This is a genomic window from Arthrobacter sp. B2060 (assembly GCF_059090445.1).
Map to the genome: position 1 here is coordinate 1 of NZ_JBNHFR010000014.1, position 26,756 is coordinate 26,756.

The 26,756-nt window shown below is 64.1% G+C and carries 29 protein-coding genes; 9 read left to right on the forward strand and 20 right to left on the reverse strand.

Annotation, left to right across the window (positions count from 1 at the left end; all coding sequences use genetic code 11):
• The 7 genes from AC5RUM_RS19520 to AC5RUM_RS19550 all read right to left on the reverse strand — a co-directional run.
• Positions 1–571: transporter substrate-binding domain-containing protein (locus AC5RUM_RS19520; RefSeq protein WP_494036495.1), on the reverse strand; the 571-nt coding region annotated here is incomplete at its 3' end.
• 47 nt (positions 572–618) lie between these two features.
• Positions 619–2,025, reverse strand: coding sequence for an NAD(P)/FAD-dependent oxidoreductase (locus AC5RUM_RS19525; protein ID WP_494036496.1), 1,407 nt, complete (start codon positions 2,023–2,025; stop codon positions 619–621).
• 36 nt (positions 2,026–2,061) lie between these two features.
• Positions 2,062–2,796, reverse strand: a complete 735-nt coding sequence (locus AC5RUM_RS19530; RefSeq protein ID WP_494036497.1) for an SDR family NAD(P)-dependent oxidoreductase — start codon at positions 2,794–2,796, stop codon at positions 2,062–2,064.
• 84 nt (positions 2,797–2,880) lie between these two features.
• On the reverse strand, positions 2,881–3,984 hold the full coding sequence (locus tag AC5RUM_RS19535) for an alanine racemase (RefSeq protein WP_494036498.1): 1,104 nt from the start codon (positions 3,982–3,984) through the stop codon (positions 2,881–2,883).
• Positions 3,985–4,104: 120 nt separating this feature from the next.
• Entirely contained in the window at positions 4,105–4,590 is a 486-nt protein-coding gene (locus AC5RUM_RS19540; RefSeq protein WP_494036499.1) for a RidA family protein, read from the reverse strand.
• Positions 4,591–4,607: 17 nt separating this feature from the next.
• Positions 4,608–5,303: a haloacid dehalogenase type II gene (locus AC5RUM_RS19545; protein ID WP_494036500.1), complete on the reverse strand. Its 696-nt coding sequence runs from the start codon at positions 5,301–5,303 to the stop codon at positions 4,608–4,610.
• A 380-nt stretch (positions 5,304–5,683) separates the two neighbouring features.
• Positions 5,684–6,733 (reverse strand): LLM class flavin-dependent oxidoreductase, encoded by a 1,050-nt coding sequence (locus AC5RUM_RS19550; RefSeq protein WP_494036501.1) that lies wholly within the window; start codon positions 6,731–6,733, stop codon positions 5,684–5,686.
• Between the two features lie 110 nt (positions 6,734–6,843).
• On the opposite strand from AC5RUM_RS19550, the gene AC5RUM_RS19555 reads away from it, so the two are divergent.
• Together AC5RUM_RS19555 and AC5RUM_RS19560 are read left to right on the forward strand one after the other, a co-directional pair.
• Positions 6,844–7,680 (forward strand): alpha/beta fold hydrolase, encoded by an 837-nt coding sequence (locus AC5RUM_RS19555; RefSeq protein ID WP_494036502.1) that lies wholly within the window; start codon positions 6,844–6,846, stop codon positions 7,678–7,680.
• A 302-nt stretch (positions 7,681–7,982) separates the two neighbouring features.
• Positions 7,983–8,510 carry a hypothetical protein gene (locus AC5RUM_RS19560; protein ID WP_494036503.1) on the forward strand — a complete coding sequence of 176 codons (528 nt, stop codon included), beginning with the start codon at positions 7,983–7,985 and terminating at the stop codon, positions 8,508–8,510.
• Between the two features lie 121 nt (positions 8,511–8,631).
• Here AC5RUM_RS19560 and AC5RUM_RS19565 read toward each other — a convergent pair whose 3' ends face one another.
• The 3 genes from AC5RUM_RS19565 to AC5RUM_RS19575 all read right to left on the reverse strand — a co-directional run bounded on the left by AC5RUM_RS19565 (position 8,632) and on the right by AC5RUM_RS19575 (position 12,767).
• A complete protein-coding gene (locus tag AC5RUM_RS19565) occupies positions 8,632–10,728 on the reverse strand; it encodes an Ig-like domain-containing protein (protein ID WP_494036605.1) in 2,097 nt (698 codons plus the stop codon).
• Positions 10,729–11,324: 596 nt separating this feature from the next.
• A complete protein-coding gene (locus AC5RUM_RS19570; protein WP_494036504.1) occupies positions 11,325–11,723 on the reverse strand; it encodes a cupin domain-containing protein in 399 nt (132 codons plus the stop codon).
• Positions 11,724–12,035: 312 nt separating this feature from the next.
• On the reverse strand, positions 12,036–12,767 hold the full coding sequence (locus AC5RUM_RS19575) for a glutamine amidotransferase (RefSeq protein WP_494036505.1): 732 nt from the start codon (positions 12,765–12,767) through the stop codon (positions 12,036–12,038).
• Between the two features lie 149 nt (positions 12,768–12,916).
• On the opposite strand from AC5RUM_RS19575, the gene AC5RUM_RS19580 reads away from it, so the two are divergent.
• The gene (locus AC5RUM_RS19580) at positions 12,917–13,048 is read left to right on the forward strand and encodes a hypothetical protein (RefSeq protein ID WP_494036506.1); all 132 of its coding nucleotides are present in this window, start codon (positions 12,917–12,919) and stop codon (positions 13,046–13,048) included.
• A gap of 175 nt (positions 13,049–13,223) precedes the next feature.
• Positions 13,224–13,445 (forward strand): hypothetical protein, encoded by a 222-nt coding sequence (locus AC5RUM_RS19585; RefSeq protein ID WP_494036507.1) that lies wholly within the window; start codon positions 13,224–13,226, stop codon positions 13,443–13,445.
• Positions 13,446–13,457: 12 nt separating this feature from the next.
• Here AC5RUM_RS19585 and AC5RUM_RS19590 read toward each other — a convergent pair whose 3' ends face one another.
• Positions 13,458–13,868 carry a winged helix-turn-helix transcriptional regulator gene (locus tag AC5RUM_RS19590; RefSeq protein WP_494036508.1) on the reverse strand — a complete coding sequence of 137 codons (411 nt, stop codon included), beginning with the start codon at positions 13,866–13,868 and terminating at the stop codon, positions 13,458–13,460.
• 258 nt (positions 13,869–14,126) lie between these two features.
• On the opposite strand from AC5RUM_RS19590, the gene AC5RUM_RS19595 reads away from it, so the two are divergent.
• Positions 14,127–14,825: an FMN-dependent NADH-azoreductase gene (locus tag AC5RUM_RS19595; RefSeq protein WP_494036509.1), complete on the forward strand. Its 699-nt coding sequence runs from the start codon at positions 14,127–14,129 to the stop codon at positions 14,823–14,825.
• Positions 14,826–14,975: 150 nt separating this feature from the next.
• On the opposite strand, the gene AC5RUM_RS19600 is transcribed toward AC5RUM_RS19595, so the two are convergent.
• Complete coding sequence (locus AC5RUM_RS19600; RefSeq protein ID WP_494036510.1) at positions 14,976–15,311, reverse strand: hypothetical protein; 336 nt, start codon at positions 15,309–15,311, stop codon at positions 14,976–14,978.
• A gap of 136 nt (positions 15,312–15,447) precedes the next feature.
• Between AC5RUM_RS19600 and AC5RUM_RS19605 the strand changes: the two genes are divergently transcribed.
• On the forward strand, positions 15,448–15,777 hold the full coding sequence (locus tag AC5RUM_RS19605; RefSeq protein WP_494036511.1) for a DUF6221 family protein: 330 nt from the start codon (positions 15,448–15,450) through the stop codon (positions 15,775–15,777).
• On the opposite strand, the gene AC5RUM_RS19610 is transcribed toward AC5RUM_RS19605, so the two are convergent.
• Both AC5RUM_RS19610 and AC5RUM_RS19615 read right to left on the reverse strand, forming a co-directional pair.
• Positions 15,774–16,373, reverse strand: a complete 600-nt coding sequence (locus AC5RUM_RS19610; RefSeq protein ID WP_494036512.1) for a DnaJ family domain-containing protein — start codon at positions 16,371–16,373, stop codon at positions 15,774–15,776. The two genes, AC5RUM_RS19605 and AC5RUM_RS19610, sit on opposite strands and share 4 nt — an antisense overlap.
• Positions 16,374–16,489: 116 nt before the next feature.
• The gene (locus tag AC5RUM_RS19615; RefSeq protein WP_494036513.1) at positions 16,490–16,774 is read right to left on the reverse strand and encodes a hypothetical protein; all 285 of its coding nucleotides are present in this window, start codon (positions 16,772–16,774) and stop codon (positions 16,490–16,492) included.
• Between the two features lie 459 nt (positions 16,775–17,233).
• On the opposite strand from AC5RUM_RS19615, the gene AC5RUM_RS19620 reads away from it, so the two are divergent.
• Positions 17,234–18,031, forward strand: a complete 798-nt coding sequence (locus tag AC5RUM_RS19620) for a matrixin family metalloprotease (protein WP_494036514.1) — start codon at positions 17,234–17,236, stop codon at positions 18,029–18,031.
• Between the two features lie 21 nt (positions 18,032–18,052).
• On the opposite strand, the gene AC5RUM_RS19625 is transcribed toward AC5RUM_RS19620, so the two are convergent.
• Complete coding sequence (locus AC5RUM_RS19625) at positions 18,053–18,274, reverse strand: hypothetical protein (RefSeq protein WP_400580636.1); 222 nt, start codon at positions 18,272–18,274, stop codon at positions 18,053–18,055.
• A 583-nt stretch (positions 18,275–18,857) separates the two neighbouring features.
• On the opposite strand from AC5RUM_RS19625, the gene AC5RUM_RS19630 reads away from it, so the two are divergent.
• Entirely contained in the window at positions 18,858–19,145 is a 288-nt protein-coding gene (locus AC5RUM_RS19630) for a hypothetical protein (RefSeq protein WP_494036515.1), read from the forward strand.
• 348 nt (positions 19,146–19,493) lie between these two features.
• On the opposite strand, the gene AC5RUM_RS19635 is transcribed toward AC5RUM_RS19630, so the two are convergent.
• Positions 19,494–20,168 (reverse strand): DUF2306 domain-containing protein, encoded by a 675-nt coding sequence (locus AC5RUM_RS19635; RefSeq protein ID WP_494036516.1) that lies wholly within the window; start codon positions 20,166–20,168, stop codon positions 19,494–19,496.
• 103 nt (positions 20,169–20,271) lie between these two features.
• Here AC5RUM_RS19635 and AC5RUM_RS19640 point away from each other — a divergent pair, with 103 nt between their 5' ends.
• Positions 20,272–20,982, forward strand: a complete 711-nt coding sequence (locus AC5RUM_RS19640) for a TetR/AcrR family transcriptional regulator C-terminal domain-containing protein (protein ID WP_494036517.1) — start codon at positions 20,272–20,274, stop codon at positions 20,980–20,982.
• A gap of 15 nt (positions 20,983–20,997) precedes the next feature.
• Here the strand turns inward: AC5RUM_RS19640 and AC5RUM_RS19645 are convergent, their stop codons facing one another.
• The 4 genes from AC5RUM_RS19645 to AC5RUM_RS19660 all read right to left on the reverse strand — a co-directional run bounded on the left by AC5RUM_RS19645 (position 20,998) and on the right by AC5RUM_RS19660 (position 26,734).
• Complete coding sequence (locus AC5RUM_RS19645; RefSeq protein ID WP_494036518.1) at positions 20,998–21,789, reverse strand: ZIP family metal transporter; 792 nt, start codon at positions 21,787–21,789, stop codon at positions 20,998–21,000.
• A 163-nt stretch (positions 21,790–21,952) separates the two neighbouring features.
• The gene (locus tag AC5RUM_RS19650) at positions 21,953–23,329 is read right to left on the reverse strand and encodes an MFS transporter (protein WP_494036519.1); all 1,377 of its coding nucleotides are present in this window, start codon (positions 23,327–23,329) and stop codon (positions 21,953–21,955) included.
• Positions 23,330–23,624: 295 nt separating this feature from the next.
• Positions 23,625–25,145 carry an APC family permease gene (locus tag AC5RUM_RS19655; RefSeq protein ID WP_494036520.1) on the reverse strand — a complete coding sequence of 507 codons (1,521 nt, stop codon included), beginning with the start codon at positions 25,143–25,145 and terminating at the stop codon, positions 23,625–23,627.
• 95 nt (positions 25,146–25,240) lie between these two features.
• Complete coding sequence (locus tag AC5RUM_RS19660) at positions 25,241–26,734, reverse strand: aldehyde dehydrogenase family protein (protein WP_494036521.1); 1,494 nt, start codon at positions 26,732–26,734, stop codon at positions 25,241–25,243.
• Positions 26,735–26,756 lie beyond the last annotated feature (22 nt).

Consider the following 26,756-nt stretch of genomic DNA (forward strand, 5'->3'; position numbering starts at 1 on the left):
TCGGCAGGTGCTTCAACTGCTGGGTGGAGCCCTTGGTCACGCCAATGTTCTTGCCACAGAGCGTGTCGTTGGTCAGATTGTTCGGGTTGCCGTGCGGGACAGCGACGGCCGAGCCGCCCTTGAGGTAGTTGATCATGTCCAGGACCTTCAGCCGCTCTTCGGTGGCGGACATTGTGGTGGCCGTGAAGTCGTAGCGGCCGCCGTCGATGCCGGGAATGATCGTGTCAAACGCCGTGTTCTCGAACTTCAGCTTCAGCCCCAGCTTCTTGGCCACGAGCCGGGCGAGGTCCGGGTTCACGCCAATCGGGGTGGTGTTGTCCTCGGCGAGGAAGGTCATCGGCGGGGAGCTCAAATCCATCGCCACAGTGATTTCGCCCTTGGCCTTGATGGACTGCGGCAGCAACGCCACCGCGGCCGCATCCGGCTGGACACCATCGGAGATGTCACGGGTGTTTTGCGTCTTGGGAATGTCCGTTCCCTGGGTGTCCGTTGCCGTACCGCCACAGGCGGTGAGGGCAAGCAGGACAGCAAGCCCGGCGGCCGCAGTCTGGACTTTGTTGATGGTCTTCATGGTGCTTCCCTTCTAAAGGGGGTTCAGGTGAAAGTCTTGGTTATGGGCTATTCGTGAAGTCCGGCGAGTCTGCTGCCGAATTTGGCTAGGAGCGAGGTCTTGGTGGAGTCCCTGCGTTCTTCCCATTGGTCGGCAAGTCCGAAGAGCCGGTACATGCCGTGGACACCGAGCCAGCGGAGGGGTTCCGGTTCCCACTTCCGTGAGCGGTAGCCGACCCAGGGAAGTGTCGTGCGTTCTGTATCCTTCTCGAAAGCCAGCTCCGCGAGTGTCCTGCCGCCGACGTAGGCTGCCGTGACGCCGTGTCCGGCGTAGCCGGTGGACGATCCGATTCCGGATGCCTGGTCCCAGTGCACGCCGCCGTTCCAGTCACGGGTAACTCCGAGGACTCCTGACCAGGCGTGGTCCACTTCGAAGGGGATACCGGGGAAGAAGGAGCGGAGCTTGGTAGAGATCAGGTCAATGGTGGACTGGGGTGTTGAACCGGCGCCTCCTGTGCCTGAGCCGTAGCGGTAGGGCGCTCCGCGGCCGCCGATGGCGATGCGGCCGTCCGCTGTTCGCTGCGAATAGATGAAGGTGTGTGCGGAGTCGTTAAGGCACTGCGGCCCGTTCCAGCCGATCTGCTGCCACGCCTCCTCGGACAGCGGTTTGGTCACGATCATGGAGGAATTGATGGGTATCAGGGTCCTGCTGCCCAGCAGTTCTCCGGAATACCCTTCCGTGCAGATGAACGTTTTGGCCGCGGTCACCCGCCCGTTGGCCAGGGTGAGGGTCTTGTCGTCGATGCTGCCTACCCGGCTGCCTTCGTAGATGCTCACCCCCATCGAGGTCAGGGTGGACGCGAGACCGTAGACAAGTTTGGCCGGATTTATCCGCGCGCAGTGTTTGTAGAAGAGTCCGCCGTGGACGGTGGAAATGTTGATCTGGCTTTGGAATTGGTCCCGGTCGAGCAAATGGACGTCGTCTTCGGTCAGCCCGTACTTCCAGTCGGTGTCACGCCGGGTCACGAGCCGGTCCAGCCCCGCCTTGGTGTGGGCAGCGACGAGGGCGCCGCCCTTGTTCTGATCCGCGTTAATGCCCTCGGCCTGGAGAATGTCCAGGACGGAATCGACGCCGGCGACGAACTCCTGCTGCAAGGCCCGGCTCGCGTCGATCCCTCCGCCGGATGCGCGGGCGAAGGTGGCCCGGTTTCCTGGGGGCATCGCTGAGAGCCAGCCGCCGTTTCGTCCGGAGGCGCCGTAGCCGATCTGTTCTGCTTCAAAAACCGCGACCTTGAGTGAGGGTTCTAGTTTCTTGGCGAAGTACGCGGCCCACAGGCCCGTGTAGCCGCCGCCGATAATTGCCAGGTCTACAGTGTCCTGTCCGGTGAAGCGGGGGTAGGTGGGCCTGGTGGCTGCGAGTCCGGCCATCCAGAAGCCGAGCTCTCCGTTTCGGGGTGTTGCCGCAAGGGCTGTCATGAGTTGTCCTTCGTTGTCTGTGAAGCGTTGAGGTGTTCAGGCGGCGGTGTATCCGCCGTCGACGGGCAGGACCGCTCCGGTGATGTAGGACGATTCCGGGGACGCCATGAAGAGGATGGCGTCGGCGATCTCTTCGGGGGTGGCCAGGCGCTGGAGCGGGATCTGGCCCTCGCGCTGGGCGCGGTAGGCCTCGGGGTCCTCCCTGCGCTGGAACGACGCTTCAATGACCGGGGTGACGGTCAACCCTGGCGCGACGACGTTGACACGAATGTTGCGTGACGCCCATTCGATCGCCGCGCCCTTCGCGAGCATGATCAAGCCGCCCTTGGCCGCGGAGTACAGGACTTCATCGGGCTTGCCGACCATGCCCAGCCGTGAACTGACGAGGACGAACGAGCCACCCGTAGCGGGCATCAGCGGCGCGAAGTGCTTCATCACCAGGAACGAGCTGAGCAGGTTGCTGTGCAGCACGTTCTTCGCATCCTCGTAGGCCATCTCCGTCAGCGGGCCGCTGACCTGCAGGCCGTGGTTGAGGACGACGACGTCCACGGTGCCGAAGGATTCGGCGGCCTGCCGGGCCAGGCTTTCGACGAACGCCTCGTCGTTAAGGTCGCCCGGGACATATACGTCGTCGGGCTGGGCGCTGCCCAGTTGCTCCCTGCGGCCGGTGAGCAGCAGACGGGCGCCTTCGTTGCGGAAGTGCGAACATACTGCCTGCCCGATTCCGCTGTTGGCACCGGTGACCAGGGCCGTGGTCTTATCAAGTCTCATCTCAGTCACTCCATTGTGGGGTTGGTTCTTGGGGTTGAGGCCGGGGGACGGACGTCCCGTCCCCGCGCGGTCAGTTCCACCCGGTCAGTTGAGGAATCCGCGGGCGTCGACCGGCCAGCGTTCCAGCGTCGTGCCCGTGCTGTCGCTGACGATGTATTCCTCGAAATTGACCACCACGGGGCAGACGTGGTTGGGGACCACCGGAAGCACGGTCCCGATGCCGGGGCGGAACCCGGCCGGCAGGGGGAGGAATCCGTGGTACTCGTTGAGTTTGGACAGGACGGCCGTGGTGCCGGCGATGGCGCCGTAGCCGATCTCGGGGTTGCCTTCGCGGCCGAGGGCTTTGGTGCCGATATCGAGGATGACCTGATCGGGGACCCAGTCGCTGACCACGGTGCCGGCGACGAACAGCGCGATCTGATCCTCGGTGCAGGCGCCGAGCCTGGTGTTGTTCAGATCGTTGAACACGTACTCGCCGGGCCGGATCTCGGTGATGACGCTGTTGGTGGCGAACTCCACGGTGGGTGTGGAACCGGCGCTGACCACCTCCGGGGTGATCCCGGCAGCGGTGAGGCTGCGCACCGCGGTGGTGAGCGCGGCATCCTGGTCCTCCGCGGCACGCTTGCGGGCGTCCGGACCGGCGCTGCCGTGACCCGGATAGGTAAAGACGCCCACCGGCACCACGCCGCGCTTGCTGGCGGCCAGGGCCAGGTCGCCCGCGGCCTCGGGGGCAGCGCCGGAACGGCGGGCACCGCAGTCGACCTCAATCACGACCTGCAGCAGCCCGGGTTCGTCCCCCATTGCGTCGGCGAGGGCATTGATCGCCGCGACGTTATCGACGCCGACCCGCAGCCGGGTGGTTTCGGCCAGCTTGCGGATCCGCGGCCCTTTCGTCCCGGCAGCCCAGACCGGGTAGGCGATGAAGATGTCATCGAATCCGGCCGCCGCGAAGACCTCGGCCTCACCCACGTTGCCTGCAGTGATTCCGACCGCTCCGGCCTTGACCTGGCGCCGGCCGATCTCCACGCACTTGTGCGTCTTAACGTGTGGCCTGACGTCGAGGTTGCGCCGGGCGGCGAACGCCTGCATGCGGTCGATGTTCTCCTGCATCACATCGGCCAGCACGATCGGCGCGGGGGTATCAATCCGCTCGATGAGAGCCTCGAGTGCTGATTGAATGCGGTTCACGCTGTACTCCTCATGATTCTGTCTATGAATGATCGAGGGCAGCGGTGCCAGCTTCCTCGAATGCTGAACGTGCGGGACCCGCATCAGCGGGTCCCGCACAACACGCCGTCGTGCCCGTTCCTAAACGGCCGTGCAGATCATCTGGATCTCTACCGGAGTGTTCAGCGGCAGCCCGGCGACACCGATCGCGGTCCGGGCGTGCCGCCCGTTCTCACCCAACACCTCGATGAGCAGCTCACTGGCCGCGTTGGCGACCTTTGACTGCAGACCGAAATCCGGACCACTGGCCACGAAGACCAGCATCTGCACGATCCGGACCCGGTCCAGATCCCCCACCGCCTGCACAGCGGCAGCGAGGCAGTTCAACGCGCAATGGCGCGCGAGCTCCTGCGCCGTCTCCAGCTCGACATCCCGGCCCACAACCCCGGTGCCCAGCAGAACGCCGTCCTTGAACGGCAGCTGGCCCGAGATATGGATACTGGAGTCCACCGCCCGGTGATCCACGTAGTACGCATTATCAGCGAGGACCGGCAGATCCAGACCCAGGGCCTCGAGACGATCTGAAGCCGAGGCACCCTTTACGGTTTGAGGTAGTGGCAGACTCATCTGTACCCAGGTCTCCCTTAGGAGGCAGCGGGACGCGGCAGGCCGAAGAGGACGGGGAGGTCGGCGATGTCGGTGATCCGCTCGTAGCCGAGCCAGTGCTCGTCGTGCTCGAAGCCGCGGTCGACATACACCTTGTTCTTGATGCCCATGATGGCCGCGGGGCGGTGGTCGTACATCGGGCTCGCGGAGACGTGCACGATCTCATCCGGTGTCACGCCAAGCTTGTCGAACATGTACTCAAACGCACCGAGGCGCGGCTTGTACATGCCCATCTGCTCTGCGCTGATGATGACCTCGAACGGGGCCTTGAGGTTCGCTGCGAGGCGCACAGCATGCGCGGTGTCGCTGTTCGTGATGATGACCAGCGGGACTTCCTCAGCGAGGCGGTTCAACGCCTCAGTGACACCCGGGTACGGGCCAAAAGAGGGGACAATCTCGTAAACCGCCCGTGCGTCGGCCGCACGGAACTCCAGACCGAGCCGACGCGAGGCGCGTTCCATGGAGTCGGCGACAATCTGGTGGAACGGCTTGTACTCGCCCGTGCACTCGTCGATCCGGTACGCCTTGCAGGCCCGCAGATACTCATCGGCCACCTCGGCCGGCAGCCTGTCGCCCAAGACCTCACGAATCGCATCGTTGATAGCGAACTTAATCAGCGTTCCGTTCATGTCGAACGTAGCGAACTTCGGCTTGGTTTCGAATTCGAATGCCATTGTTTCCTCCAGTTGTCGGTTGGTGTGGTTGTCGCTTGTCGATTGTCGACGACATCTTGGGACAATTCCGCTGCCTCGCTCGAGGTTGGGAATGTTCCGATCCGCCGCTTTTTGATTCTTTCTGAATCTAAATCAGCGGCAGTCGATTGTCAACAGTTTTTTTGAGAGCTGTTCCCAGAATGAGAGGCGCGAAAATCTCGCTCCATTCCGGTTCTGGATTTGACTTTGAGAATCCTTGTCGATTGTCGACGATACACTTGGCGGCTGCTGAATGTCAACGGCCAATTCCCGGGGCGATGGCTCAGCTGCGGCCATCCGGAACCTCGGGCCGGTCCAACTGGACGGACCAACTCCCCCGCGTGAAAGCGGCCTGGCTCGCCCTAGCCGCGCCGCACGCTGGCCCCTTTCGGCTGCCACCCCAGGGCCGGGGCCACGTGGGCGGCGATGGTCTCCAACATTTTCGTGTTGTACGCGACGCCCAGTTGGTTCGGGACGGTGAGAAGCAGGGTGTCCGCGGACTGCACGGCGGCGTCCGCTGCCAAGTCAGCGGCGATGGCGTCCGGCTCGCCGACGTAGCTTTTTCCGAAGCGGGCCAAGACGCCGTCCAGCGCGCCCACCTGGTCCCGGCCCTCGCGCAGTGCACTGAGCCCGAAGTAGCGGCGGTCCTCCTCGTCGGCGAGGGGAAGGACGCTCCGGCTGACCGAAACACGCGGGTCGCGCCGGTGGCCGGCGGCTGCCCACGCGTCACGGAACATCGCGATCTGCTCGGCCTGCAGTTCGTCAAAGGGCACCCCTGTGTCCTCTGTCAGCAGCGTGGAGCTCATCAGGTTCATCCCGAGTTCAGCTGCCCAGACAGCGGTGGCGCGGGTCCCGGCGCCCCACCAGATCCGCTCGCCCAGCCCTTCGGACCTCGGCTGGATCGGCAGCAGACCAGTTGCACCACCGGCGTACCGCGGATCCGCTTCCACTACTCCGGCACCGTCCACGGCCCTCCGGAACTCCGCTGCGTGACGGCGCGCCATGTCCGCGTCTGTCTCCCCCTCGCGCGGGACATAGCCGAACGCAGCGGCACCATTCCGCGCCGGCTCGGGTGATCCCCGGCTGATGCCGAGCTGCAATCGTCCGCCGCTGATGAGGTCCGTGGCCGCGGCCTCCTCCGCCATGTACAGCGGATTTTCGTACCGCATGTCCACCACGGCGGTGCCCAATTCGATCCGGCTGGTGCGGGCGGCTATGGCCGCGAGCAGCGGGAACGGCGACGCCTGCTGGCGCGCGAAGTGGTGCACCCGGAAGAATGCTCCATCAACGCCCAGCTCTTCGGCAGCGACCGCCAGGTCAATCCCCTGGAGCAGGGCGTCGCGTGCTGTTCGCGTACGGGATCCCTGGGCGGGTCCCCAGTGACCAAATGACAGGAAGCCGATACGTTTCATGCCTCCTCCAACGTTCCCACGGGCACGGCCATTCCTCCGGGAACAAGACGGATAGGTTGGTATCACCGCTTGAGGACATCCGTTCTCACGAGACCGAAGGGAATGCTGACATGGCTTACATCACCGTTGGACAGGAAAACAGCACCGAAATCGAGCTCTACTACGAAGACCACGGGACCGGCCAGGCTGTTGTTCTGATCCACGGCTACCCGCTGGACGGATCCTCCTGGGAGAAGCAGACTTCCGCCCTGCTTGAGGCTGGGTACCGGGTCATCACTTATGACCGTCGCGGGTTCGGGAAATCCAGCAAGCCCACCACCGGCTACGACTACGACACGTTCGCCGCGGACCTCAACACCATCCTCAACAGCCTCGACCTCAGCGACGCCGTGCTGGTCGGCTTCTCCATGGGCACCGGCGAGGTTGCCCGCTACCTCTCAACCTTCGGCTCGGCGCGGGTAACCAAGGCTGTCTTCCTTGGCTCCCTGGAGCCCTACCTCCTGCAGGCCGAGGACAACCCCACCGGAGTCCCGCAGTCAGTGTTCGACGGTCTGACCGAGGCGGTCACGGCGGACCGCTACGCCTTCTTCACGGAGTTCTTCAAGAACTTCTACAACACCGATACGTTCCTGGGAACGCCACGCCTCAGTGAGGAGTCTGTCAGGGCAAGCTGGAATCTTGCCGCCGGCGCGGGCGCCTTCGCCTCGGTGGCCGCCCAGCCCACCTGGCTCACCGACTTCCGTGCGGACATCCCCAAAATCGATGTTCCCTCGCTGATCGTGCACGGCACTGCGGACAACATCCTGCCCATTGATGCCACCGGCCGGGAGTTCACCAAAGCGCTTCCGGAGGCCGAGTATCTGGAGATCGACGGCGCTCCGCATGGCTTGCTTTGGACGCACGCCACTGAGGTCAATGAGGCACTGCTCAGCTTCCTGAACAAATAGCGCACCAGTCAGACGGACCGACGGCGGAGTTCCTTCCCGCCGTCGGTCCGCGCCTCCCCAGGCAACTTCTAATGGTTACAATTCGCCAAAAACAATCGCTCACCTTCACTTACGGGGGTAAACTTTGGAATGACCGGATCCAAGGACTTGCCTTGAAAATGAATCCGGCTCCAAGCCCGCCTGCTGAAGCAGGTGGACGATCATAATGCGGCAGAAGTGGTTGATAGGTCTCCACGCGCCACGTGATCGGCTAGTGCTGCCCGACCCAGATAACACGCGCATCGCTAAGCAGGAGCAAGACTATGACCATCACTTCTCCAACCCGGCAGCGGCGGCCACTGGCAGCCCGGCTCGCGTTGGTTTCCACTGTTTCCCTCGGACTTGTTGCCGGCCCCATTGTCCTCGCTGGTCCGGCCAGCGCGGCGGAATATCCTAAGAAAGACGACAGGTGTACCGTCAAGGCCAAAGCGCCTGAGGTGGACGAAAAGAAAGGGTCAAGGGACTACGGCAAGGCCGTCAAGGTCGTCTTCAAGTTCAGGATCAGCTGCGACAAGGGCACGCACGTTTACTTTGACCAGAAACTGTTCAAGGAAACGAAGAAGGGGGACGGCAAGCAGATTCGGCCGCACAGCAAGGGCTGGGTATGGGTCCCCAAGAACAAAGACATAAAGGTTGAGGTCGACAAGGTATTCCCGGAGAAGAACAAGAAGCAGATCACCGTTTACCACATCGTCAAGATCGTCTACAAAGACAAGAACGGCAAGGGCTCTTGGAAGTACCACTCCGATGAAAGCAAGCATGTAGACGTCAAGTTCCGCGGCTACAAGTAAAACCGGGTTCCGAATAGGCCATCCCAGCAATAAACAAGAACGACCCATAAACAAGAACGACGGCGGCACTGCAGTGCCGCCGTCGTCCTGTGGTTTGAGTCTGCGTTCTCAGGTCCTGGCGCTAGAGCGACCCGGTTGTGAAGGTCCAGCTGTACGACGCCAGGCTGTTGCCGGCAAGGTCGCGGATGGCGGCCGGGCCTCCCGTGACCGTGACTGTGTAGCTGGTTTTGGCCGCCAGCGAGGCCGACGGGTTCAGGATCCACTGGTTGGTGGTTCCGTAACGGGACACCGTCGCGGCCACCGTTGCGCCGGTGGCGGTGTTCCTGACAGAGATCGAACCCGTGCTCGCACCCTGGACGGCTTCACTGAACGTCACCGCGATGTTGTTGGCCCGCCGGACCAGGGATGCTCCGGGCCGGGGTGTCATGCCCGTGATGACAGGAGCCGGGCCCGTGGTGAAGGTCCAGCTGGTACCCGTCAGCGGAGTGCCTGCGGCGTCCCGGATTGATGCCGCCCCGCCGATGAGGGTGGCCGTGTATTTCGTGTCGTTCAGAAGGTTTGCTGCCGGATTCAGAGTCGCCGTACGGGCGGTTGCGCTGAACGTGACGGCCGCGGGGATGACCTGGCCGCTGGGGCTTTTCAGCAGGAAGCTGCTGCTGCCAACCCCTTGGACGGCCGTGCTGAAGGTGGCCGTAACATTGCTTCCGGCGGCAACGCCGGTGCTGCCGGCACCGGGAGTCCGTGCCGTGACAGTGGGGGCAGCCGCTGTGGTGAAGGCCCAGCTCTCGGTGACCAGCGGTGTGCCCGCTGCATCGCGGATGGCGGAGGCGCCGCCCGTCAGCGTGGCGGTGTACATCTGCGATGCGGCCAGAACTGACGACGGACGCAGCGTGGCCGTCAGGAGTGTCGAGTCATAGGTGACGGCGGCAGGAACCACCACACCGGCCTGGTTTTTGAGAACGAACGTGGAGCCGCTGACGCCCTGAACCGCCCTGCTGAAGGTGGCAGTCACTGCACTCGCAACGGTGGTTCCGGTTGCACCGGCCGCAGGCGTACGGCCCGAGACTGTGGGCGCTGTGAGCGCACCTGCGGACGGATCGAGGTACAGCAGTCGGTTCGGAGTGCCTGCACCGGCAGCCGCGATAACTGCGGGCGTTGCGCCGGTCAGGAGTCGGGTGGCCACGGCTGCCGGGCTCAGTTCCGGGGTGCGCGACAGGACGGCTGCCGCCGCGCCGGCCACGTGCGGAGCGGCCATGGACGTCCCGTTCATGGAGGCTGTGGCGGTGGTCGACGCGATTCCTGCGGATTTGACGGCCACACCAGGCGCATACAGGTCAACGCACGCGCCAAAGTTGGAAAAAGTCGCCTGGCGGTCCGAGGCGTCACTCGCGGCCACCGTCAGCGCAGCGGGAACCCGTGCCGGCGAGCTGTTGCAGGAGTCGACGGCGGAATTGCCCGCCGCAGCGGCCACCGTCACTCCATCATTGATCAGACCCTGCACCGCCGCGTCCACCATGGCACTGGCGATGCTGCCAAGGCTCAGGTTCGCCACGGCCGGTGTTCCGGCCTGATGGTGGGAGGCAACCCATTCGAGCCCCGCGATGACGTCCGAGTTGAAGCCGGAGCCTGCGCAGTCCAGCACGCGCACGGGGATGACCGTGGCGGCCTTGGCAACGCCATAGGTTTTTCCCGCGACGGTGCCTGCCACGTGCGTTCCGTGGCCGTTGCAGTCCCCGGTTCCGCGGCCGTCAGCGACGGCGCTCCAACCCGCAGCGACCCGGCCTCCGAATTCCGTGTGGGAAGCCAGGACGCCGGAATCGACCACATAGGCATTCACGCCGGCGCCCGCAGCGGCAGAGGTGTAGGAACCGGAGAGGGGCAGGGCGCGCTGGTCGATGCGGTCCAGCCCCCACGGCGCCGCCAGCTGGGTTTCGGCGGCCTTCACGGGGGCATCGATTTCGACCGCCGCCACCTGCGCGGAGCGCTTGAGTTCCGCGGCCTGGGCCGACGTCGCGGTCACCACCGCGCCGTGCAGCGCCTGCGAGAACGTGCGGCGGACGGCGATGTTCCGCGAGCGCAGGTTCCGGGCCTCCCGTGCGACGTCCGTCCCGGCCTCGTAACGCACCAGGTAGCGGACGGTGCCGGACTGATCAGCGGCGTCGGAGTTCGAGGTGGAGCCGGCCTGCGGTGCGGCGGCGGCTCCGGCGGAGGTCCCCATGGCGCTCACAGCGAGAGCCGTCAGGAGCAGAGTGGCCAGGGCAGGGCGGGCAGAGAGCGAAGTACGAATTTTGGGCTTCCTTGGAGGAGTGGGTCCGGTGGGAGAGAACCAAAAGGCTGGTAGTTCCAGTGTATTTTCGCGCTTCGTGATGGCGGCCAGAGGTGCCTCAAAGCTTCGGTGATCCTCGGAATCCTGCGATCCAACCGGGGAAAATCAGGGTGAATCCTGCGCTTTGGCCGCCGCAGGCTGTCCGCCCCGCGGCCTGCTCCTGCCGGCTAAAGCAGTTGTTACGTTTGAAGGTGGCGTAGAGGGCCAGGCGCATGCCGTCCGTGAGGCCGACGGCCATAGGGTCTGGAAGTTCATGCGTTAGCAGGGCACGGAGCAACGCAGCACGGACTGCACGGCCCCCCAACAGGCCGAGCAGTCCGTTTCCGGCCCACCCCCAACAGATACAGCCGGTTGCTACAAAACCGACTCTAAGCGCTGCACGGTGGGAAAACCTTGGGGCCGGCAGCCCCCGCTCTTTGGGGCGTGCTGGAGGGCGCTGGACCGTGCTGGACCTGCCTAAAGGCCCACCTTCACATATAGACTGGCGTTCACATCCGCGCGTGCTGTCCGCGGCTCGCCGGTCGGCCGAATGATGCCGCACCCAGGAATTCCACGGCGACGAAAGGCTCGGAACCCACCACCCGTTCGTCATGGCCCGGCGGAATCGCGTAGGTGTCGTTGGCACGGATGGTGGTCCTGAGACCGTCCGGCGTGGCGATCTCCAATGTTCCGGAGATGCAGAATCCGAGGTGGTTGTGCTCGCAAAATTCCGTCTGTTCCGTCGGCTTGGAGCTCACGGACCATTGCCAGCCGGGGGCGAGGATCAGCCGGGCGACGGAGTAATCGTTCACGCTCACGAGATCCACCTCCGCCTTGTCCGGATACCTCTTCTTATCCGGAACATCGAAGGATTTTACGGAGAAAGCTGTAACGAAATTAGCTGTCATGGGACGCTGCCTGGGGACTAGGGTGAGACCTTGAATTGTGGGAGCTCCGGAACGGAGACAAGCTGAGGGACTGTGGATGCCGCGCCCTTGCTGCAACAGGTCACAGTGTGCGATTCCCCCCTCAGCGCACGTATGTGTTCAACAGATCCATGTTGAAGTAGTACAACCGTAGTCCGAACGGGTACGAAGTCAATGGGCAAAAAAGCCCTCCCGCAGCGCGACGCAAGCGGCAAAGCGCAAACGAACACACAAGGCCTGAAGGGGAGCCGGCGACGGCGGGAAGCACCCGCCGTCGTCGGCTTCCGTCAGCGGCTACCGGCCGTAGATCTTGACGAAGTTCCGCAGGATCTTCATGGGCTCCGTCGCGGTGAACGTCCTGGCCGCGGCCATCAGTTCCTCGGCGGACTCCGGCGGAAAGTACCCGGCGTGGCGGTAGATGTCGATCCTGGTGACAAGGCCTTCGGCGTCCAGCTCGGGGTGGAACTGGGTGGCGTAGAGATTCTGCTTGATCCGGAACATGTGCACCGGGCAGGCCGCCGAGCTCGCCAGCAGCACGGCGTGCGGGGGCAGCACGGTACACGCTTCCTTGTGGCCTGTGAACGCCGTAAACTCGGCTGGCATGCCGGCGAGCAGAGGATCCTGCAGGCCTTCCGGACTCAGACTGATGGTCACGCCGCCCAGCTGCTCCCCGTAGGTCCGGTCGATCACCGCACCCTGGTGACGGCCAAGCGTGCCGACGCCGTAGCAAGCGCCAAGAAACGGGAAGTCCGCCGCCACGATCCGGTCCAGCAGCGCGGACAGTTCGCGCTCCACCCGGTGCTGGGCATCAGACTTCTTTTCGGGAGGATCACTCGACGTGAACGGGCTGCCGCCGACGATGACTCCGGAATAGTCATCGAGCGCAATCTCCGGAAGCGGCCCCTGCTCCATCCTGATCCTTCGCAGTTGGCTGGCATCCAGGCCCCCGTAGCGCAGGTACGCCTCGTACTCGTCTTCCGCCGCGGGGTCTTCGGCGCGGGATGCGAGCAGCAGAAAGGGTTTCATGGCTCTACTTCAGCAGCGCGAGGCCAGCTTCACAACCGTTGCCATGGCCAGAGCGATGGGCAGTCCTTGACAGTCCGCGGCTGGCAGGGGCTAGATGAACACAAAGGTGATGTTCGCGGCACGGAACGGCAGCAGAAGGAGCGCCAATCATGAGTGAGAACCTGGAAGAAATGCAGCGGATTCACAGCGAGGCACCTGCCGAAGGGGATGAGACCGCCGATCCTACCGACATCCGCATGCACTCGCAGGACCCGGCAGAGGGCGCGGATTCATCGGACTAGCCCCTCTAGAAATGCGTCGGGATTTCCTGATGCTTCTGATGGGCTGACAGCCTGCCACTACGGATCTAACATGGCCGTAACCCACCGTTAATTTGCGGGGACGAGAATTTAGTCTCAGGGTCCAAATGACTGGCCTTGCTACTGGGGGCAGCCACTCGACGAGGAGTCACGAGGCATGAACAGTCACGAAAACGACACATCTGAAACCGTCCGCCAAGCGGTGCGCGGCGATGAGCGGCCCGATCTGAGAAGCGTTCATGTCCGCGAGGACGTGGCGCGGTCAGGCCGTTGCGGCAACGTCCATCTTGCCACGGGACGCATCTGCATCCTGCCTGAACGGCATCAGGGCTCCTGCAACTTCGTGGGTCCGGAGGACGCCGGCGGCCTCACACAGTGACGCCCAAGGGCGTCATTCCGCGCGTGTAAGCATGCTGCGGTCGTAAGCCAGGCGCGCGTGCGCCACGCCGTCCATGTTGTTCTCGGCCCAGCCCTTCAGCCTGTCAAGCACAGCCAGCAGAGAGTGCCCCACGGGCGTCAGCTCATAGTCCGTGCGGACTGGAACTGACGGTGTCACGGTACGGGACACCAGTCCGTCGCGTTCCAGTGAACGCAGCGTGGATGTCAGCATTTTCTGGCTGGCCCCGGAAACCTGCCGGCGCAGTTCGCTGTGCCGCAATGGCCCATCCGCCAAGGCAAGCATCACCAGGGTGACCCATTTGCTGCTGATAGTTTCCAGGAGCTGGCGTGCCGGGCACAGCCCAAGTTCGCCGTTGTAGTTCTGCTGCGCCCTGCTGCGCTTCTGCTCCGCTGTAAGAGTCATGGCCTGCCCCCAACTTCCCGTGCTGCTGCTCGAGGCACCAGCGTAGTTCACTCTTCGCTGCTGACATCCTTACGCCCGTAACCACCGGGCAGGTACCCCGGGGTTCCTTAGGCAGGTCGAAGTGCGTTCTTCCGCGCCCCGCCGGCTCCTCGAAAGACTGAAACCGGCAGAAAACCACCCACTACCCCAGCACGCCCCTGGAGCGGACGCCCAAGGAGTCCGGATGCAGCAGGGGCGTGCCAAAGAAGGACAAGCGCTATGGCCACGATTCTCCACGTCAATGCATCCCCGCGCGGATCCCGCAGCGACTCACTGCGGCTGGCCCGCCACTTTATCGCCGCCGTGCAGGACTCCGCCGGCGACGGCTTTGACGTTGAAACGCTCAATCTGTTCGACCCCGGTGCCCTCCCTGCCTTCGGCCAGGCCGCTGCTGCCGCCAAAATGGCTGTTTTCTCCGGCCACGACCAGACGCCGGAGCAAATCCAGGCTTGGGAAGATGCACGTGCCGTGTTTGACCAGTTCGCCGCCGCAGAGGCCTACGTTTTCAGCATCCCCATGTGGAACGCCGGCGTGCCATACGCACTCAAGCAGTGGATCGACATCGTCACGCAACCAGGATGGAGTTTCGGCTTCGATCCCGGCGCCGGCTACTTTGGCCTCCTCGAGGAGAAAAAGGCCGTGGCCATTCACACGAGCGGCGTGTACGCCCCGGGGTTGCCACCTGCATTCGGTTCCGATTTCAGCAGCCCGTTCTTCACCGACTGGCTGAACTTCGTGGGCATCACGGACAACACGCACGTGCGCATGGCACCAAGCGCCACGAACACCGACCCCGACGGTGCTCGTCGTGCCGTTGAAGCTGAGCTGAGGGAGCTGGCCGGAAACTTCGCCGTCCACCTCAGAACAGGAGAGGCCAGAGCCGGGGATCTGCAGCTGGCAGGCGCCCAGGCCGGGTAAACGAACCGGCCTGGTAGGCGACCGGGACTGGTAGGCGGACAAGTCTGATACGCGACCAGGCAGTCCTCCCGCGCAGCAGTCGCCGCGCGGGAAGACTGCCGGTCCACCGGCCCGATCCGTAAGGTGACCGGCACGGCCCTGCGGCGCGCCCTAAGACGCGGGTTCACCTGCCAGGTCAGCCGCCGCCGAGAGCGTCCAGCGCTCTCCGTCCGGCTCATGGCTGATCACCATCGCCGGGCCGATGGCGCCAGCCGCATCTATTGCCGTCAGCAGCGCATCCTGCATTTGCTGGGCGTGGTCGAGCCGTTGCGCCAAGGTACCCGGGAGGTCGCTGTTGTCGATCAGCACGTGGCCCTTTCCATCGACCACTACCTTCAACGAGTAGCCCGATTCCTCGTGGACGGACCCACGGGCGGACGCGATTTCGGTAATTTGGTCTGCCCGGACCAAACTGTGGCTGATCGTGCGAAGCCACACGCCACCCATTGGAACTCCTTTGCTCGCGTTTGCGGAAGGAATTGTCCCCCAGTGAAACCGTAGCCCGTGAGAGCCCGGTTGTAAGCCCCCAATCACCGATTAACCAGAGGGGCGCCACCTTACCGGCGGGGCGTACGCTCGGACTGTGGACATTGTCGAATTCCTGTCCGCGCGCATCACCGAGGATGAGGCCGCGGCCCGGAAGCTTCTCAGTGACAAGACCCTTTCGAAATCGGGGCAGTGGTACGAGCAGCGCCTGCTGATGGAGTGCGCGGCGAAGCGCAGGATCATCAGCATCGTCGAGGCCGCCCGGCAGACAGCGCTCGCCACGCTGCTCAGCAACCCCTACGGGGAGGGAACGCAATGGATCCCTGAGGCCCTGGAATGGACCACTCTGTCCCTGAACGCCCTGGCGCTGCCCTATGCTGAGCATCCTGACTTCGAGCCGGACTGGCTGGCCAGCGGCCAGGCCTAGGAGGAACCCGTCCACAGACGCCGCCACCATGGCCGCTTGGCTGGTTCTGGCCCCGGCGGTGTCGCTAGGGCGGCAGCACGCCTCCGCTCCTGCCAGCGCTGGACTTCGACGTCCGGATCACGGGTTTTAGTGACAACCGGCGGGCCGCCCTGAAGCTGGCGCCGTGCATCAATGACGCGCGCGTTGAAGTCTTCAACGATGTCGCGCACCTGTTTCTCCGAGAACTGGGAATCCAGCCGTGCGTCCAGCTCCGCGTCTTCGGTTCTGAGGAGAATTGCCTTGGGGCCAATCCCAGTGAGGTGCTCACGCTGGATCAGGCCCTTGACCCACCAGTCCGGATCGTAGCCCTCGCCCAGGCCGGGAATCGGTTTGCCGGCGTACTTCAGATTGTCGAACTTGCCCTGGGCCATGGCGTCCCGAATAAGGTATTCAACCCTGGCAGCATCGGAGACCTTCTTCCGTTTTTGCCGTTCCTCCTCCTCGGCGGCATTCAGCTCGGCCTCTTCCTCGGCGGTGATTCCGGCACCGCGAAAGGCACGCAGCTCAGCCAGCCGTTCCATCCTTCGAGTGAAGTCGCCGGCTCCCCCGTCGCCCATAGTTATCCACCGCCTTCGGCCCGGAGTTTTTGCCCTGGCTTCCAGTATTCCGACGTGCCGCGCGCCTTTCAACGGCATTCGGGGCAGACGACCCGCCGCCGGCGGTGCCCGTCTCCCTACATGGGATCAGGCCAGTTTCCGATTGCCTCCCGGACCAGCGGGGCGCCCGTCACGTCGCCGGGCATCTGCCTGTTTTTGCCCGACGGACCGCCTGCAGTGGGCGCCGATGGTGCGGGCGGAACGACATTGTTTTCGGCGTCGGCATCGTCAAGGGTGGCTGGAACCTCGGCCCTCGGATTTTTCATGGTCGGATCGATCCCTCCGGCAGTTTCGGTGGCGGCCTCCCAGCCCGGCGCGTGCAGATCCACCATCGTGTTCCTGCAGGCGCTCGACCACCTCATGCCTACACAGTAGGGTTGCCGCCCAGCCCCGTAACCCGTAGCGGGTACGTGATTATTCAGGCGGGCGGCTACCTGCCCACGTAGGTCCGTGGACCCGGGGACGCAGAGCCCCTTCGGCGGGGTGCCGCCCGGCGAACGGACGACGGCGGGGTGCCGCCCGCCGTCGTCCTCTTGCCTCAGATTCGCCGGAACCCCGCGGAACTTCGATAATCCTGCGGCGTCCCTGCGGATTCCCTGAGCAGCCGGCGTTAGAGTGGCTCAGCGCACTGGGCGCCGACCACATTCCATTGGGGGAACCATGCTTGATAACCGGCAGTTCCGGCCGCGCCTTGACGCCGGCAGGCACTAGAACAGATGCAGCGTCCAGACTCTGCCCCATACGAAGTCCCCGGGCAAAACGTGTATGCCCCGCCGGTTCCCCACCCTGGAGGGACTGGCGCAGGAGGGACTGGCGCAGGAGTGATCCGCCCCTGGCGCCGGTATCTTGCCATCGGCGCCAGCCTGGTTCTGCTCGCGGGCCTGTACTTCACCCCCGCGCTGTTTGACCGCTATGTGCTTCCGGCCGTGCTCCCCTACCTCCTGGGGGATCCGGTGCCACCTGCCGGCGTTGAGGCCGCGGACATTCCGCTGGGGCATCCGCCTGCCAGCACCGGTTCGGGTGCCTATAAGCTGCAAGAGTCGCCGAATGCAGGCCAGGCCTACGCTGCCTACGATCCCTGCCGTCCCGTCCACTATGTGGTCCGGCCGGACAACGCCCCATCCGGGTCAGACTCGCTGATTCGGGAGGCCGTTGCCGAGGTTTCAGCCGCCACCGGCCTGCGTTTCGTGTACGACGGCACCACCACCGAGGCCCCCAGTCCTGAACGCGAGCCGTACCAGCCGGACCTGTACGGCAAACGGTGGGCTCCCGTCCTGATCGCCTGGTCCACGCCGCAGGAGAGCCCGGATCTGGCCGGTGACGTGGACGGGCTCGGGGGCAGTGCATATGCCTACGCTCCCGATCGCCCCTACGTCCTCGTCGCCGGCCAGGTGGAGCTTGATGCGCCTGATTTCGCCGAGATGCTGCGGTGGCCGGATGGTTCCGAGTATGCACGCGCCGTCATCATGCACGAACTGGCCCACGTTGTGGGACTCGACCACGTGGATGATCCGACCCAGTTGATGAATCCGGAGGGTACGGACGTCACGGAATTCGCGGACGGCGACCGAGAAGGCCTGGCCCTGCTGGGCCGCGGGCCGTGCGTTCCCGAGCTGTGACCGGGGCCGGCGGGTAAGCCCCTACATGTGCTCTGTCCGGGCTTCCTCGTCCGGCACGTCTGGTTCTTCGCTGCGGTCCAGGACCTGCCACACAATGACCGATGCCGTCACCGCGGCGGCCAGAATACCGAGGACCAGCCACGCGGTCCTCGCAGCCCGTCCGCCGGATCGGAGTTGCTGCTCCGCACGGTTCAAAGCCTCCCGAGCGTGAACCCTCCCAGCAGCCCTGTTCAATCTACTCATCTCCGCCTTCCCGGACTCCGTTTGTTAGGTGCCCAAGCCTACTGGGCACCGGAAATTACCCAAATAATAACCGGAACGGGAGTGCTGAGCCGCAGACTACGTAACCATGCTTGTACTCTTCGGGTTCAAGACAGTGGTGCGTCCCATGTCTGGACGCTCAGGCACGTGCCCGGGCGCCGGGGCCGTTAGGGGGCTGGCGGGGCAACGGTGAGGGCTCCGGCGTTCACCCTTGTCGGCCGCTCCCGGCGGTGCTATAAAAACTTGTATCAGCGGGCATGCATCGGATCGATGGTGATCACAGGAGGTGTGTGATGTTGATGATCAGGGGCCACGCAAAGCTTCACAGGATTGTTTCCAGGCGAAGGAGAATCACCGACAACAGATCCACGCCTTAACAGACCGGGACGGGATGCCGGAACACGCTAACGCTGCCTCTAGGGGCGGTTAGCTTCCGCTACGCCACAGCGCCTTGTAGCGCATTTTGCAGCAGCAGCGCGCGGCCCCTCCCGCAAAGTGGTCCCCGGCCGTGCAAACGGTCGGGGACCGCGCTACCCAAGCCAGCAGAGGGAGTCTGCGGCACACCATGGAGCCACGACCGTGGCTGTTGATGGGATTCCAGATGGATCAGGCGTCGATTGTTGGTTTTGCCCTTACTTACATCTTTACGATGGCTGGCGTATTCATCATGTTCCTGCCGGCCATTTTTGTCTTCGCAATCCTGCTGGTGATGGCCGGAATATTGCGTCTATTCGGCTTCCTTTTCACCGTGGCAGCGATAAGGCCACTGAAAAGGCTGGGGCGGCACATCAGGAAATCCCTGCAGGATTTCTGGGCGCGATCCCACGGTCCCACTCGACTGTTGCCGCACTGACTTCCCGCGTCAGACCTGCGCGGAGTTGTGCCACCAGCCTTCCCAGGCAGCGGAGGTCAGTTGACCTTGCGGGAAATCAACGGCGGAATCGGCCCCGCCAATTTGGGAATTTCCGTCATTCTGCCGGGAACTGAAAGACTGCCCCAAGGTATTCCAAAGCATGGCTTTTTCCTTTCGATGCGTCCAGCGACTCACATTTTTGAATGTGTGAATTAGCGTAGCGGGGCCATGTTTCATGGCAGCGACTGAACGTTTCGGTTTTGTATCCAGATGCTCACCCCAACCGCAAGAGCACGACGGCGGGAACCTCCCGCCGTCGTACGCTTCCGCGTGTCCTCGCGAGCGGACTCAAGCGAGCCTCTGCGAGCGCCGGCGAATGAAATACTCAGCCACGGCAAGGTTGATAACCCAGGCCGACCCCAAAAGCGCCGCCCTTGTCGGTTCGTCAGGTGGGCCGATCAGAAGAAGCCAGGGGATGGACACCAGCGCCTGGGTTCCCGCGGCGATTCCGATGGCGTAGCCGCGGGCCATCCATGCACTGTGCCGGGCAAAGTCCCGGCGCAGCACGGCGAGCATCCCCAGAACGATACTCACCACCATGGCGGAACCGAAGACCAGCCGGAGGATGAGGAGAACGGGTCCGTCGCCTGCCGGAAGGTCGTAGAAGACCGCCATCCACAGCCCTGAGAGTGCGACGAGCAGGCCGGCCGGCACCAGTATGCGGCCGGCGATGCGGTGCCAGCTGAACCTGCCACGCCTCCCCCGGCGAAGCGCCGGAACGAACTGGAATGCCCCGAGCAGGCTGTACACGATGGCCGCAGGGATGTGGATCAGCACAGGCAGTGGAGAGTCGAAGAACCTGGCGTTGTCAGGGGTGACCTCCGCGCCGCCCGTCAGCTGGGCAAGGCGCAGGGTCCCGAAGATTACCGGGATGAGGCTCACAACGATGAGGCCCGCGGGAACGGGCCACTGGGCCCGGGAGCGCCGGACGGGAATGGCGGGGGTGGCGGTTACCGCTGGCATGGTGAGTCCTTCGACTTGCGGGTGTACGGCGTACACCTCCGATGCTTCGAAGGTAGGTGTACGCTGTACACTTGTCAAGGGGAGATGACCGGGAGGGCTGATCATGACTCAGCGGCGTGAGGTGATGCGGCGGGCGCCCTTGAACAGGGGGCGTGTCCTCACTGCGGCGGTGGCGCTTGCGGATGACGCCGGAATCGAGTCGCTAAGCATGAGGCGGCTCGCCCAGGAGCTCGGCGTCGTGCCGATGGCGCTCTACAAGCACGTCGCGAACAAGGAAGAGCTTCTCGACGGGATGGTCGAAGCCATCGTCGGCGAGATTGATCCTCCAGCCGGCGGGGCAGACTGGAAGAACGCCGTCCGGCTGCGGGTGCTTTCGGCGAGGCGTGCGCTCCTGCGGCACCCCTGGGCCCGTCCGGTGCTCGAATCCCGCACCAACAAGACCCCGGCAGTCCTTGGGTATATGGACTCGTTCGTCGGAATGTTCCTGGCCGGTGGCTTCTCGGCCGATCTGACCCACCATGTCATGCACGCCCTCGGCAGCCGAATGTGGGGATTCACACAGGAACTGTTCGACCACCCTGACGGCCGGACCGTTGAAGCCGATGTACCTGCCGGAGCGCGTGCCGCCATGTTCCGGCAGATGGCGGCACGGTATCCGAACATAGCGGCAATCGCCACGACTGCGGCACACGATGAGGGCTCGGTGGTCGGGACGGGTTGTGACGACCAGTTTGAGTTCGAGTTCGCCCTCGACCTCCTCCTTGAGGGTTTCGAGCGGCTGAAAAGGCAGGGCTGGACCTCGAGACGCGCCTAGGCTGTGGATCCGGGATCAGGCGAGGGAGAGCACGAACGAGAGCACAAAACCGGCCGCGGTGCTGAGGGCCACGGCGGGCCCGCCATGCTCATAGGCCTCGGGCATCAGCGTGTCGGCGAGCGAGGCAATGACGGCCCCTGCGGCGAAGGCCAGCGGGAGGGAAATGGTCTCCGGATCGGTGCCGGACAGGGGCCCCGCGCCCAGCACCACGGCCGCCACGAGCAGCACGGCGCAGACGGTCCACAGCCCTATGATGGCTCCGCCGGACCGGCCCTGGTTCCGCATGGACGATGCGCCCACCAGCGCCTCCGGAAAATTGGAGACGAAGATTGCGGCAAGCAGCGCCAGCCCGCCTGTCCCCTCGCCCAGCGATACGCCCAGGGCGATATTCTCCGGAACTCCATCAAGCGTTACGGCGGCCAGCAGCGCCATGCCGGCTGCGCCGCGCGTGGACACTGCGCTCGGCGGCTTCTCGGAGGCGGCTGCATTGGTGTCCAGCTTGGGGCTTCCCCGGAATTCATCGGCAGGTATGGCCTGGGTTCCCGGCTGCGCCCAGCGGTCAAGCAGCGCACTCAAGGCAGTGAACACGGCGGCACCCGCCAGCAGCCCCAGCGCGGCCCGCATAATCCCGCCCCGCTGGTACGCATCCTCGAAGAGCTCGAAACTCAGTGCGGTGATCAGCGCCCCGGCAGCGAAGGAGAGGAGGATCGCAAGGAGCCGCTTCGGCAGTTCAAAACGGACACCAATGAGAGCGCCCACGATCAGGGCGCTCGAAGCCACCACGCCGAAAAGCAGCGACATCCCCACACGGACAGCTTAGGAGCGGCCATCACAGAGGGGAAGAGCTGGCTGCAGCAGGACCTCAGCCGGCAAGGGTAGTCAGGGCTTCCGGTGGCTGCCCTTCCGCGCAGCAAGCGGGCCCACGGGCAGCGCAGTGCTGCCTGTGGACCCGCCTGGCGGAGTCGCCGGATCAGTGGATGGTGCCGTTGTGGGCGGCCGGGATTCCATTTGCGCCGGTCGCGGGGACGGCGGCCGGCTTGGTGTCCTCTTGGCTGAGGAGGTCGATGCCGTTGGTTTCCTTCATAGTGAGCACCGCCGCCAGTCCGATCAGACCGACGAGCATGAGGTAGAAGGCCGGCATCATCTGGTTCCCGGTCTGGGCTATGAGCCAGGTCAGGACGTACGGGACGGTACCGGCGAAGATGGCCGCCGTGATGCTGTAGGCAATGGACAGCCCGGTTTGACGTGTGCGGGTTGGGAAGAGCTCCGCCGCGGCGGCCGCGTGGACACCGAGGATGATGGCCAGAATGATGCCAAGCCCGATGGTGCTTACTGCGCCGGCCCACGTCGCTCCGGACTGCATGACCAGGAACAGCGGGTACGCCAGGACAATAAGTGCGATGGCTGCGGTGATCAGCAGTGGCCTGCGGCCGATCCGGTCGGAAAGCGCTCCGGTCAGAGGAACGAGGATTAGGCCTGCGACCGAGGCCGCGGTGGAGAGCAGTGCCGCCGTTCCGGCGTCAAAGCCGAGGACCGATTCCTGATAGGTCAGAAGGTAGACGAGGACGACGTAGAACGTCACGTGCATCATGATCTCGAGGCCGCTCATCTGCAGCAGCTGCTTCCAGTGCCGCGTGACCACCTCCTTCACAGGGCTTTGGGGAATGTTGTCATTCTCTTCCAGGGCCTTGAACTCCGGGGTGTCCTCGATCTTGGTGCGGATGTAGAAGCCCACTATGCCCAGTGGCACGGCGATGAGGAACGGAATGCGCCAGCCGCCATTTTGGATGGTAGTTGCATCCATGACACTGGTCAGCACGAAGACCACGAGTGAGGCTGCCAAGAAACCGAGGAGGCTGCCGAATTCCAGCCAACTGACACCGAATCCGCGGTGCTTGCGGGGCGAATACTCCGCCAGGAACGCTGCCGCGCTGCCAAATTCACCGCCCGCGGCCAAACCCTGCACCACCCGTGCGGCTACGAGCAGAACGGGGGCCCAGAGGCCGATCGCATCGTACGTCGGCAACAGTCCGACGACGAGAGTGGCGGCACTCATGGACAGGATGACGATGGACAGGGTCTTCTTTCGCCCGATCCGGTCGCCAAGGGTTCCGAAGATCAGGGCGCCGAGGGGGCGGACACCGAAGCTGATGGCGAAGACTGCGAAGACGGAGAGCAAGGCGGCCGTGGTGTCTTGCTTCGGGAAAAAGACGACAGCGATTGTTGAGGCGAGGTAGGCGTAGATGGCCCACTCAAACCAGTGGACGAACACGCCGATGGAACCCGCAGCAACGCTCGTCCGCAGGCCTTTCTGGCTGACTTGCCCCGCAACTTGATTGGTGTTCATGGTTCCTCCTAGAGGAAACGATCCTGTTCCCGGGTAGGGCAACGAAGCTGCTGGGTCTGATCCTGCGGCCGTTCCTGCTGCCAGGGAAGTGATACTGATCACGGCATCTGCCGGTATATGAACAAGTCTGCGATGGGCTGATTGATCTGTCTAATAGTTAGATTGCAGGAAGTACATCAGTTTGGGCGATGAACCGTCCAACCTGCGGCGCTGTTTTCCGGGATATGTCGGCCGACAACATCCCGGAAAACACCGCCGCTAAAGCGAGCATCTCGCGGGTCTCGCGTGAGGAAGATCAGATGCCTGGCAGGAATGCTTCAGCGTCTTCCGGGACCTCGCCCGGCGCCCCAGCTTCACGAACTTTCCTGCCGCGTACATAGCCCACGATCCCCAGGGCAAGGATGCACCCGAGGGTGCCGAGGGCGAAGGCCTCAAAGGTGAACTGCGAGACGCCCCAGATTGCCTCAAAGTCGTACTCCAAACCGAAGAGGACCTCCAACGTTCCGGGAAAGATAGCCACCCAGGAGCCGATCAGGATCCAGATGAAGCAAATGACACCCAAGACGCGGAAGCCGGTGTCGGAGACCGGAACCTTGAAGGGGCGGTCGGTGGCCGGGTACTTGCTCCGCAGCCTGACTGCGGCGGGGATCGCCAGGAGGTAGCTGAGGAGGAAAGTGGAAATGGCGATGGACAGGACCACCCCGAACAGTGCGCTGCTGGTGCCGCTGAGCTGCATGGCCGCGAGCATGAAGAGCGTGGCCACCACCCCTGAGAGTGTATTGACGCGGATCGGCGTCCCCAGCTTGGGGTGGAAACGGCCGAAGAAGCCGCCGAAGAAGGAACCGTCGGCCGCGGCCATGGCCTGCATGCGGTCGCTGATGATCATCCAGGCGGCGCCTTGGGATACGAGCACGAAGCAGAAGACGACTGCGGAGACTGCCAGCATCGCCTCAGCGGCGGGGCCGAACACGGTGTAGACGGTGGCAATTGCACCGAACAGTCCGCCGATGCCGGTGATCTGGTCCAAGGGGACCACCAGCAGGATGGCCAGGATCGGCAGGAGGTAGCTTGCCGCTGCGATCATCGAGGAGCGTGCCACGGAGATGGGGACGTCCTTGGCAGGGTTCTTCATTTCCCCTGCGGCACTGTTGCCGGACTCGAAGCCGAGGAAGGAGAACAGCAACAGCGGTGTGACACCGAGGAAGCCGGCCAGTGTGGGTGAGAAGAAGCCAAGGTCCAGGCCGTTGAAGCCATGCTGCACTCCGTAGACCAAGGTGACGATAATGAAGAAGGTCAGGAAGGCGACTTTCAGGATTGCCCCCAGCGACGGCAGCCACTTGCCGTGCTTCAGGCTGACGATGGCTGAAGTCACCGTTATCCAGATGAAGAGCAGTTTGAAGATGTAGTCACCCACGCTGCCGGCGTCCACGTGGCCGACATACTCGGACCACGTCTCCACCGCCACGAAGGCCATGGCACCGCCTACCCAGACGGGCTGCGTCACCCAGGTGAAGAGCGACGTGATGGCGGCTACCACGCGGCCGAAAGCCATCTTGGTCCAGACGTAAACGCCTCCTTCCTCGGTGAATGCGCCACCGGTCTCCGCGAAGATGAGGCCGTAGGGCACCATGAAGGTGACGGCCAGGATGAGGGTCCATGTGAAGGTCTCTCCGCCGAAGCCGGAGACCTGGCCCAGGACCTCGACGGAGATGACCGCGGCCACCACCAGCAGGAGGATGTCGAAGCGGCCGAGGGATTTCTGCAGATGCTGGCTTTGCTCTTGGGCAAGGCGCGTTGAGGCTATTGGCTGATCCATGATCGGTCCTTTGCTACTGCTTAAGTTTGCTACTGCGCGGGAAGGGTGGGAATGGCGGCTTGGTTTGAGCCGCCGGAGGTTCCTGGATGGATTCGCTATCCGAACTGGATCCAGGTGGTCTTTGGGGCGGTGTAGTTGTCGAAAGCGTGCAGGGAGAGGTCGCGGCCGAAACCGGACTGCTTGAAGCCGCCGAAGGGAGTGGTGTTGCCCAAAGCGTCCACGGTGTTCACCGATACAGTCCCGGCGAGCAGCTCAGCGGCCACCCGATGGGCCCTGGACAGGTCCGAGGTCCAGAGGGACGCCGCCAGTCCGTAGTCGGTGGCGTTAGCCAGTGACACTGCTTCAGCCTCCGTGTCGAAGGCGTGCAGCACCGCCACTGGCCCGAAGATCTCCTCGCGGTGGACGTCATGATCCGCCGGGAGACCGCCCAGCAGGGTGGGCTCCAGGTAGGCGTTGGAGCCTTGAATCTCCCGGCGCTCTCCCCCGAAAAGAACCTCACCTTCGGCGCGGCCGCGCGTAATCCAGCCTTCGACGTCGTCTGCGTGTGCACTGCTGATCAGCGCACCGTTGCCCTCCAGGCCAGCGAGCGGATCAGCGGGCAAATAGCCGGCTGCGGCGTCGGCCAGCAGCGCAGCGAACTCATCATGAACCTCACGCTGGACCAGGATGCGCGAGTTGGCCGAGCATACCTGTCCCTGGTTGTAGAAGGCCCCGAATGCGGCCTTGGCAGCCGCCGTTGCAAGGTCCGCCGCATCGGCAAAAATGATGTTGGAACTCTTGCCGCCCGCCTCAAGGCTCAGCCGCTTGAGGTTGCTCCGGCCCGACGCCTCGAGCAGGGTCCGCGAGACGGCAGTGGAGCCGGTGAAGGCCAGGGCGTCGACATCCATGTGATGGGCCAGGGCAGTGCCAACCTCCCGCCCCGCGCCGGTGACAACGTTCAGGACGCCGTCGGGAAGTCCCGCCTCGGCGGCCAATTCAGCCACTCGCAGGATGCTCAGCGACGTTTGCTCGGCCGGCTTGAGCACCATGGTGTTTCCGGCGGCAAGCGCAGGAGCAAGCTTCCAGACGGCAATCTCAAGGGGGAAGTTCCATGGCACGATGGCGGCCACTACCCCCAGTGGTTCACGCGTCACCAGGGCAGTGGCCCCCGGCGGGACGGCCGGCAGTTCACCGCTTTGCTTGTCCGCGGCCTCCGCATACCAGCGCAGGGTGGAGATGGCCCCCGGAACGTCAACAGTGGTGGTCTGCAGGATGGGCCTGCCGCTGTCCATCGTTTCCAGGAGCGCCAGTTCGTCGGCGTGACGCTCCATGAGTGCGGCCAGTTCAAGCAGCGTCTCCTTGCGCCCTGCGGCACCCTTGCGGGACCAGGATGGAAAGGCGCGCCGCGCGGCCGCTACCGCCGTGTCGACGTCGACGGGACGGCACGCGGCCAATTCCGCCAGGATGCGGCCATCAATTGGACTCAACGTGGCACGGGAGAGCTGGCCGCTGGCAGTTACGCGGCGCCCGTCGACGAAGGCCCTGCCGTCGATGGCCAAGGCATCGGCCCTGCCATGCCAGTCAAGGGAAAGTGTGGTGGTGCTGTTCAAGGAAGGCTCCTCAGCTCGGGTT

What these genes read in the sequence shown, in the direction of transcription:
- AC5RUM_RS19625 (WP_400580636.1), bottom strand. Translation starts at nt 18,274, where the DNA reads ATGAGTAGATTGAACAGGGCTGCTGGGAGGGTTCACGCTCGGGAGGCT.
- AC5RUM_RS19610 (WP_494036512.1), bottom strand. Translation starts at nt 16,373, where the DNA reads ATGGGCGACGGGGGAGCCGGCGACTTCACTCGAAGGATGGAACGGCTG.
- AC5RUM_RS19640 (WP_494036517.1), top strand. Translation starts at nt 20,272, where the DNA reads ATGACTCAGCGGCGTGAGGTGATGCGGCGGGCGCCCTTGAACAGGGGG.
- AC5RUM_RS19530 (WP_494036497.1), bottom strand. Translation starts at nt 2,796, where the DNA reads ATGAGACTTGATAAGACCACGGCCCTGGTCACCGGTGCCAACAGCGGA.
- AC5RUM_RS19650 (WP_494036519.1), bottom strand. Translation starts at nt 23,329, where the DNA reads ATGAACACCAATCAAGTTGCGGGGCAAGTCAGCCAGAAAGGCCTGCGG.
- AC5RUM_RS19560 (WP_494036503.1), top strand. Translation starts at nt 7,983, where the DNA reads ATGACCATCACTTCTCCAACCCGGCAGCGGCGGCCACTGGCAGCCCGG.
- AC5RUM_RS19555 (WP_494036502.1), top strand. Translation starts at nt 6,844, where the DNA reads ATGGCTTACATCACCGTTGGACAGGAAAACAGCACCGAAATCGAGCTC.
- AC5RUM_RS19630 (WP_494036515.1), top strand. Translation starts at nt 18,858, where the DNA reads ATGGAGCCACGACCGTGGCTGTTGATGGGATTCCAGATGGATCAGGCG.
- AC5RUM_RS19635 (WP_494036516.1), bottom strand. Translation starts at nt 20,168, where the DNA reads ATGCCAGCGGTAACCGCCACCCCCGCCATTCCCGTCCGGCGCTCCCGG.
- AC5RUM_RS19615 (WP_494036513.1), bottom strand. Translation starts at nt 16,774, where the DNA reads ATGAGGTGGTCGAGCGCCTGCAGGAACACGATGGTGGATCTGCACGCG.
- AC5RUM_RS19540 (WP_494036499.1), bottom strand. Translation starts at nt 4,590, where the DNA reads ATGAGTCTGCCACTACCTCAAACCGTAAAGGGTGCCTCGGCTTCAGAT.
- AC5RUM_RS19655 (WP_494036520.1), bottom strand. Translation starts at nt 25,145, where the DNA reads ATGGATCAGCCAATAGCCTCAACGCGCCTTGCCCAAGAGCAAAGCCAG.
- AC5RUM_RS19595 (WP_494036509.1), top strand. Translation starts at nt 14,127, where the DNA reads ATGGCCACGATTCTCCACGTCAATGCATCCCCGCGCGGATCCCGCAGC.
- AC5RUM_RS19600 (WP_494036510.1), bottom strand. Translation starts at nt 15,311, where the DNA reads ATGGGTGGCGTGTGGCTTCGCACGATCAGCCACAGTTTGGTCCGGGCA.
- AC5RUM_RS19585 (WP_494036507.1), top strand. Translation starts at nt 13,224, where the DNA reads ATGAACAGTCACGAAAACGACACATCTGAAACCGTCCGCCAAGCGGTG.
- AC5RUM_RS19565 (WP_494036605.1), bottom strand. Translation starts at nt 10,728, where the DNA reads ATGGGGACCTCCGCCGGAGCCGCCGCCGCACCGCAGGCCGGCTCCACC.
- AC5RUM_RS19590 (WP_494036508.1), bottom strand. Translation starts at nt 13,868, where the DNA reads ATGACTCTTACAGCGGAGCAGAAGCGCAGCAGGGCGCAGCAGAACTAC.
- AC5RUM_RS19545 (WP_494036500.1), bottom strand. Translation starts at nt 5,303, where the DNA reads ATGGCATTCGAATTCGAAACCAAGCCGAAGTTCGCTACGTTCGACATG.
- AC5RUM_RS19525 (WP_494036496.1), bottom strand. Translation starts at nt 2,025, where the DNA reads ATGACAGCCCTTGCGGCAACACCCCGAAACGGAGAGCTCGGCTTCTGG.
- AC5RUM_RS19575 (WP_494036505.1), bottom strand. Translation starts at nt 12,767, where the DNA reads ATGAAACCCTTTCTGCTGCTCGCATCCCGCGCCGAAGACCCCGCGGCG.
- AC5RUM_RS19580 (WP_494036506.1), top strand. Translation starts at nt 12,917, where the DNA reads ATGAGTGAGAACCTGGAAGAAATGCAGCGGATTCACAGCGAGGCACCT.
- AC5RUM_RS19570 (WP_494036504.1), bottom strand. Translation starts at nt 11,723, where the DNA reads ATGACAGCTAATTTCGTTACAGCTTTCTCCGTAAAATCCTTCGATGTT.
- AC5RUM_RS19550 (WP_494036501.1), bottom strand. Translation starts at nt 6,733, where the DNA reads ATGAAACGTATCGGCTTCCTGTCATTTGGTCACTGGGGACCCGCCCAG.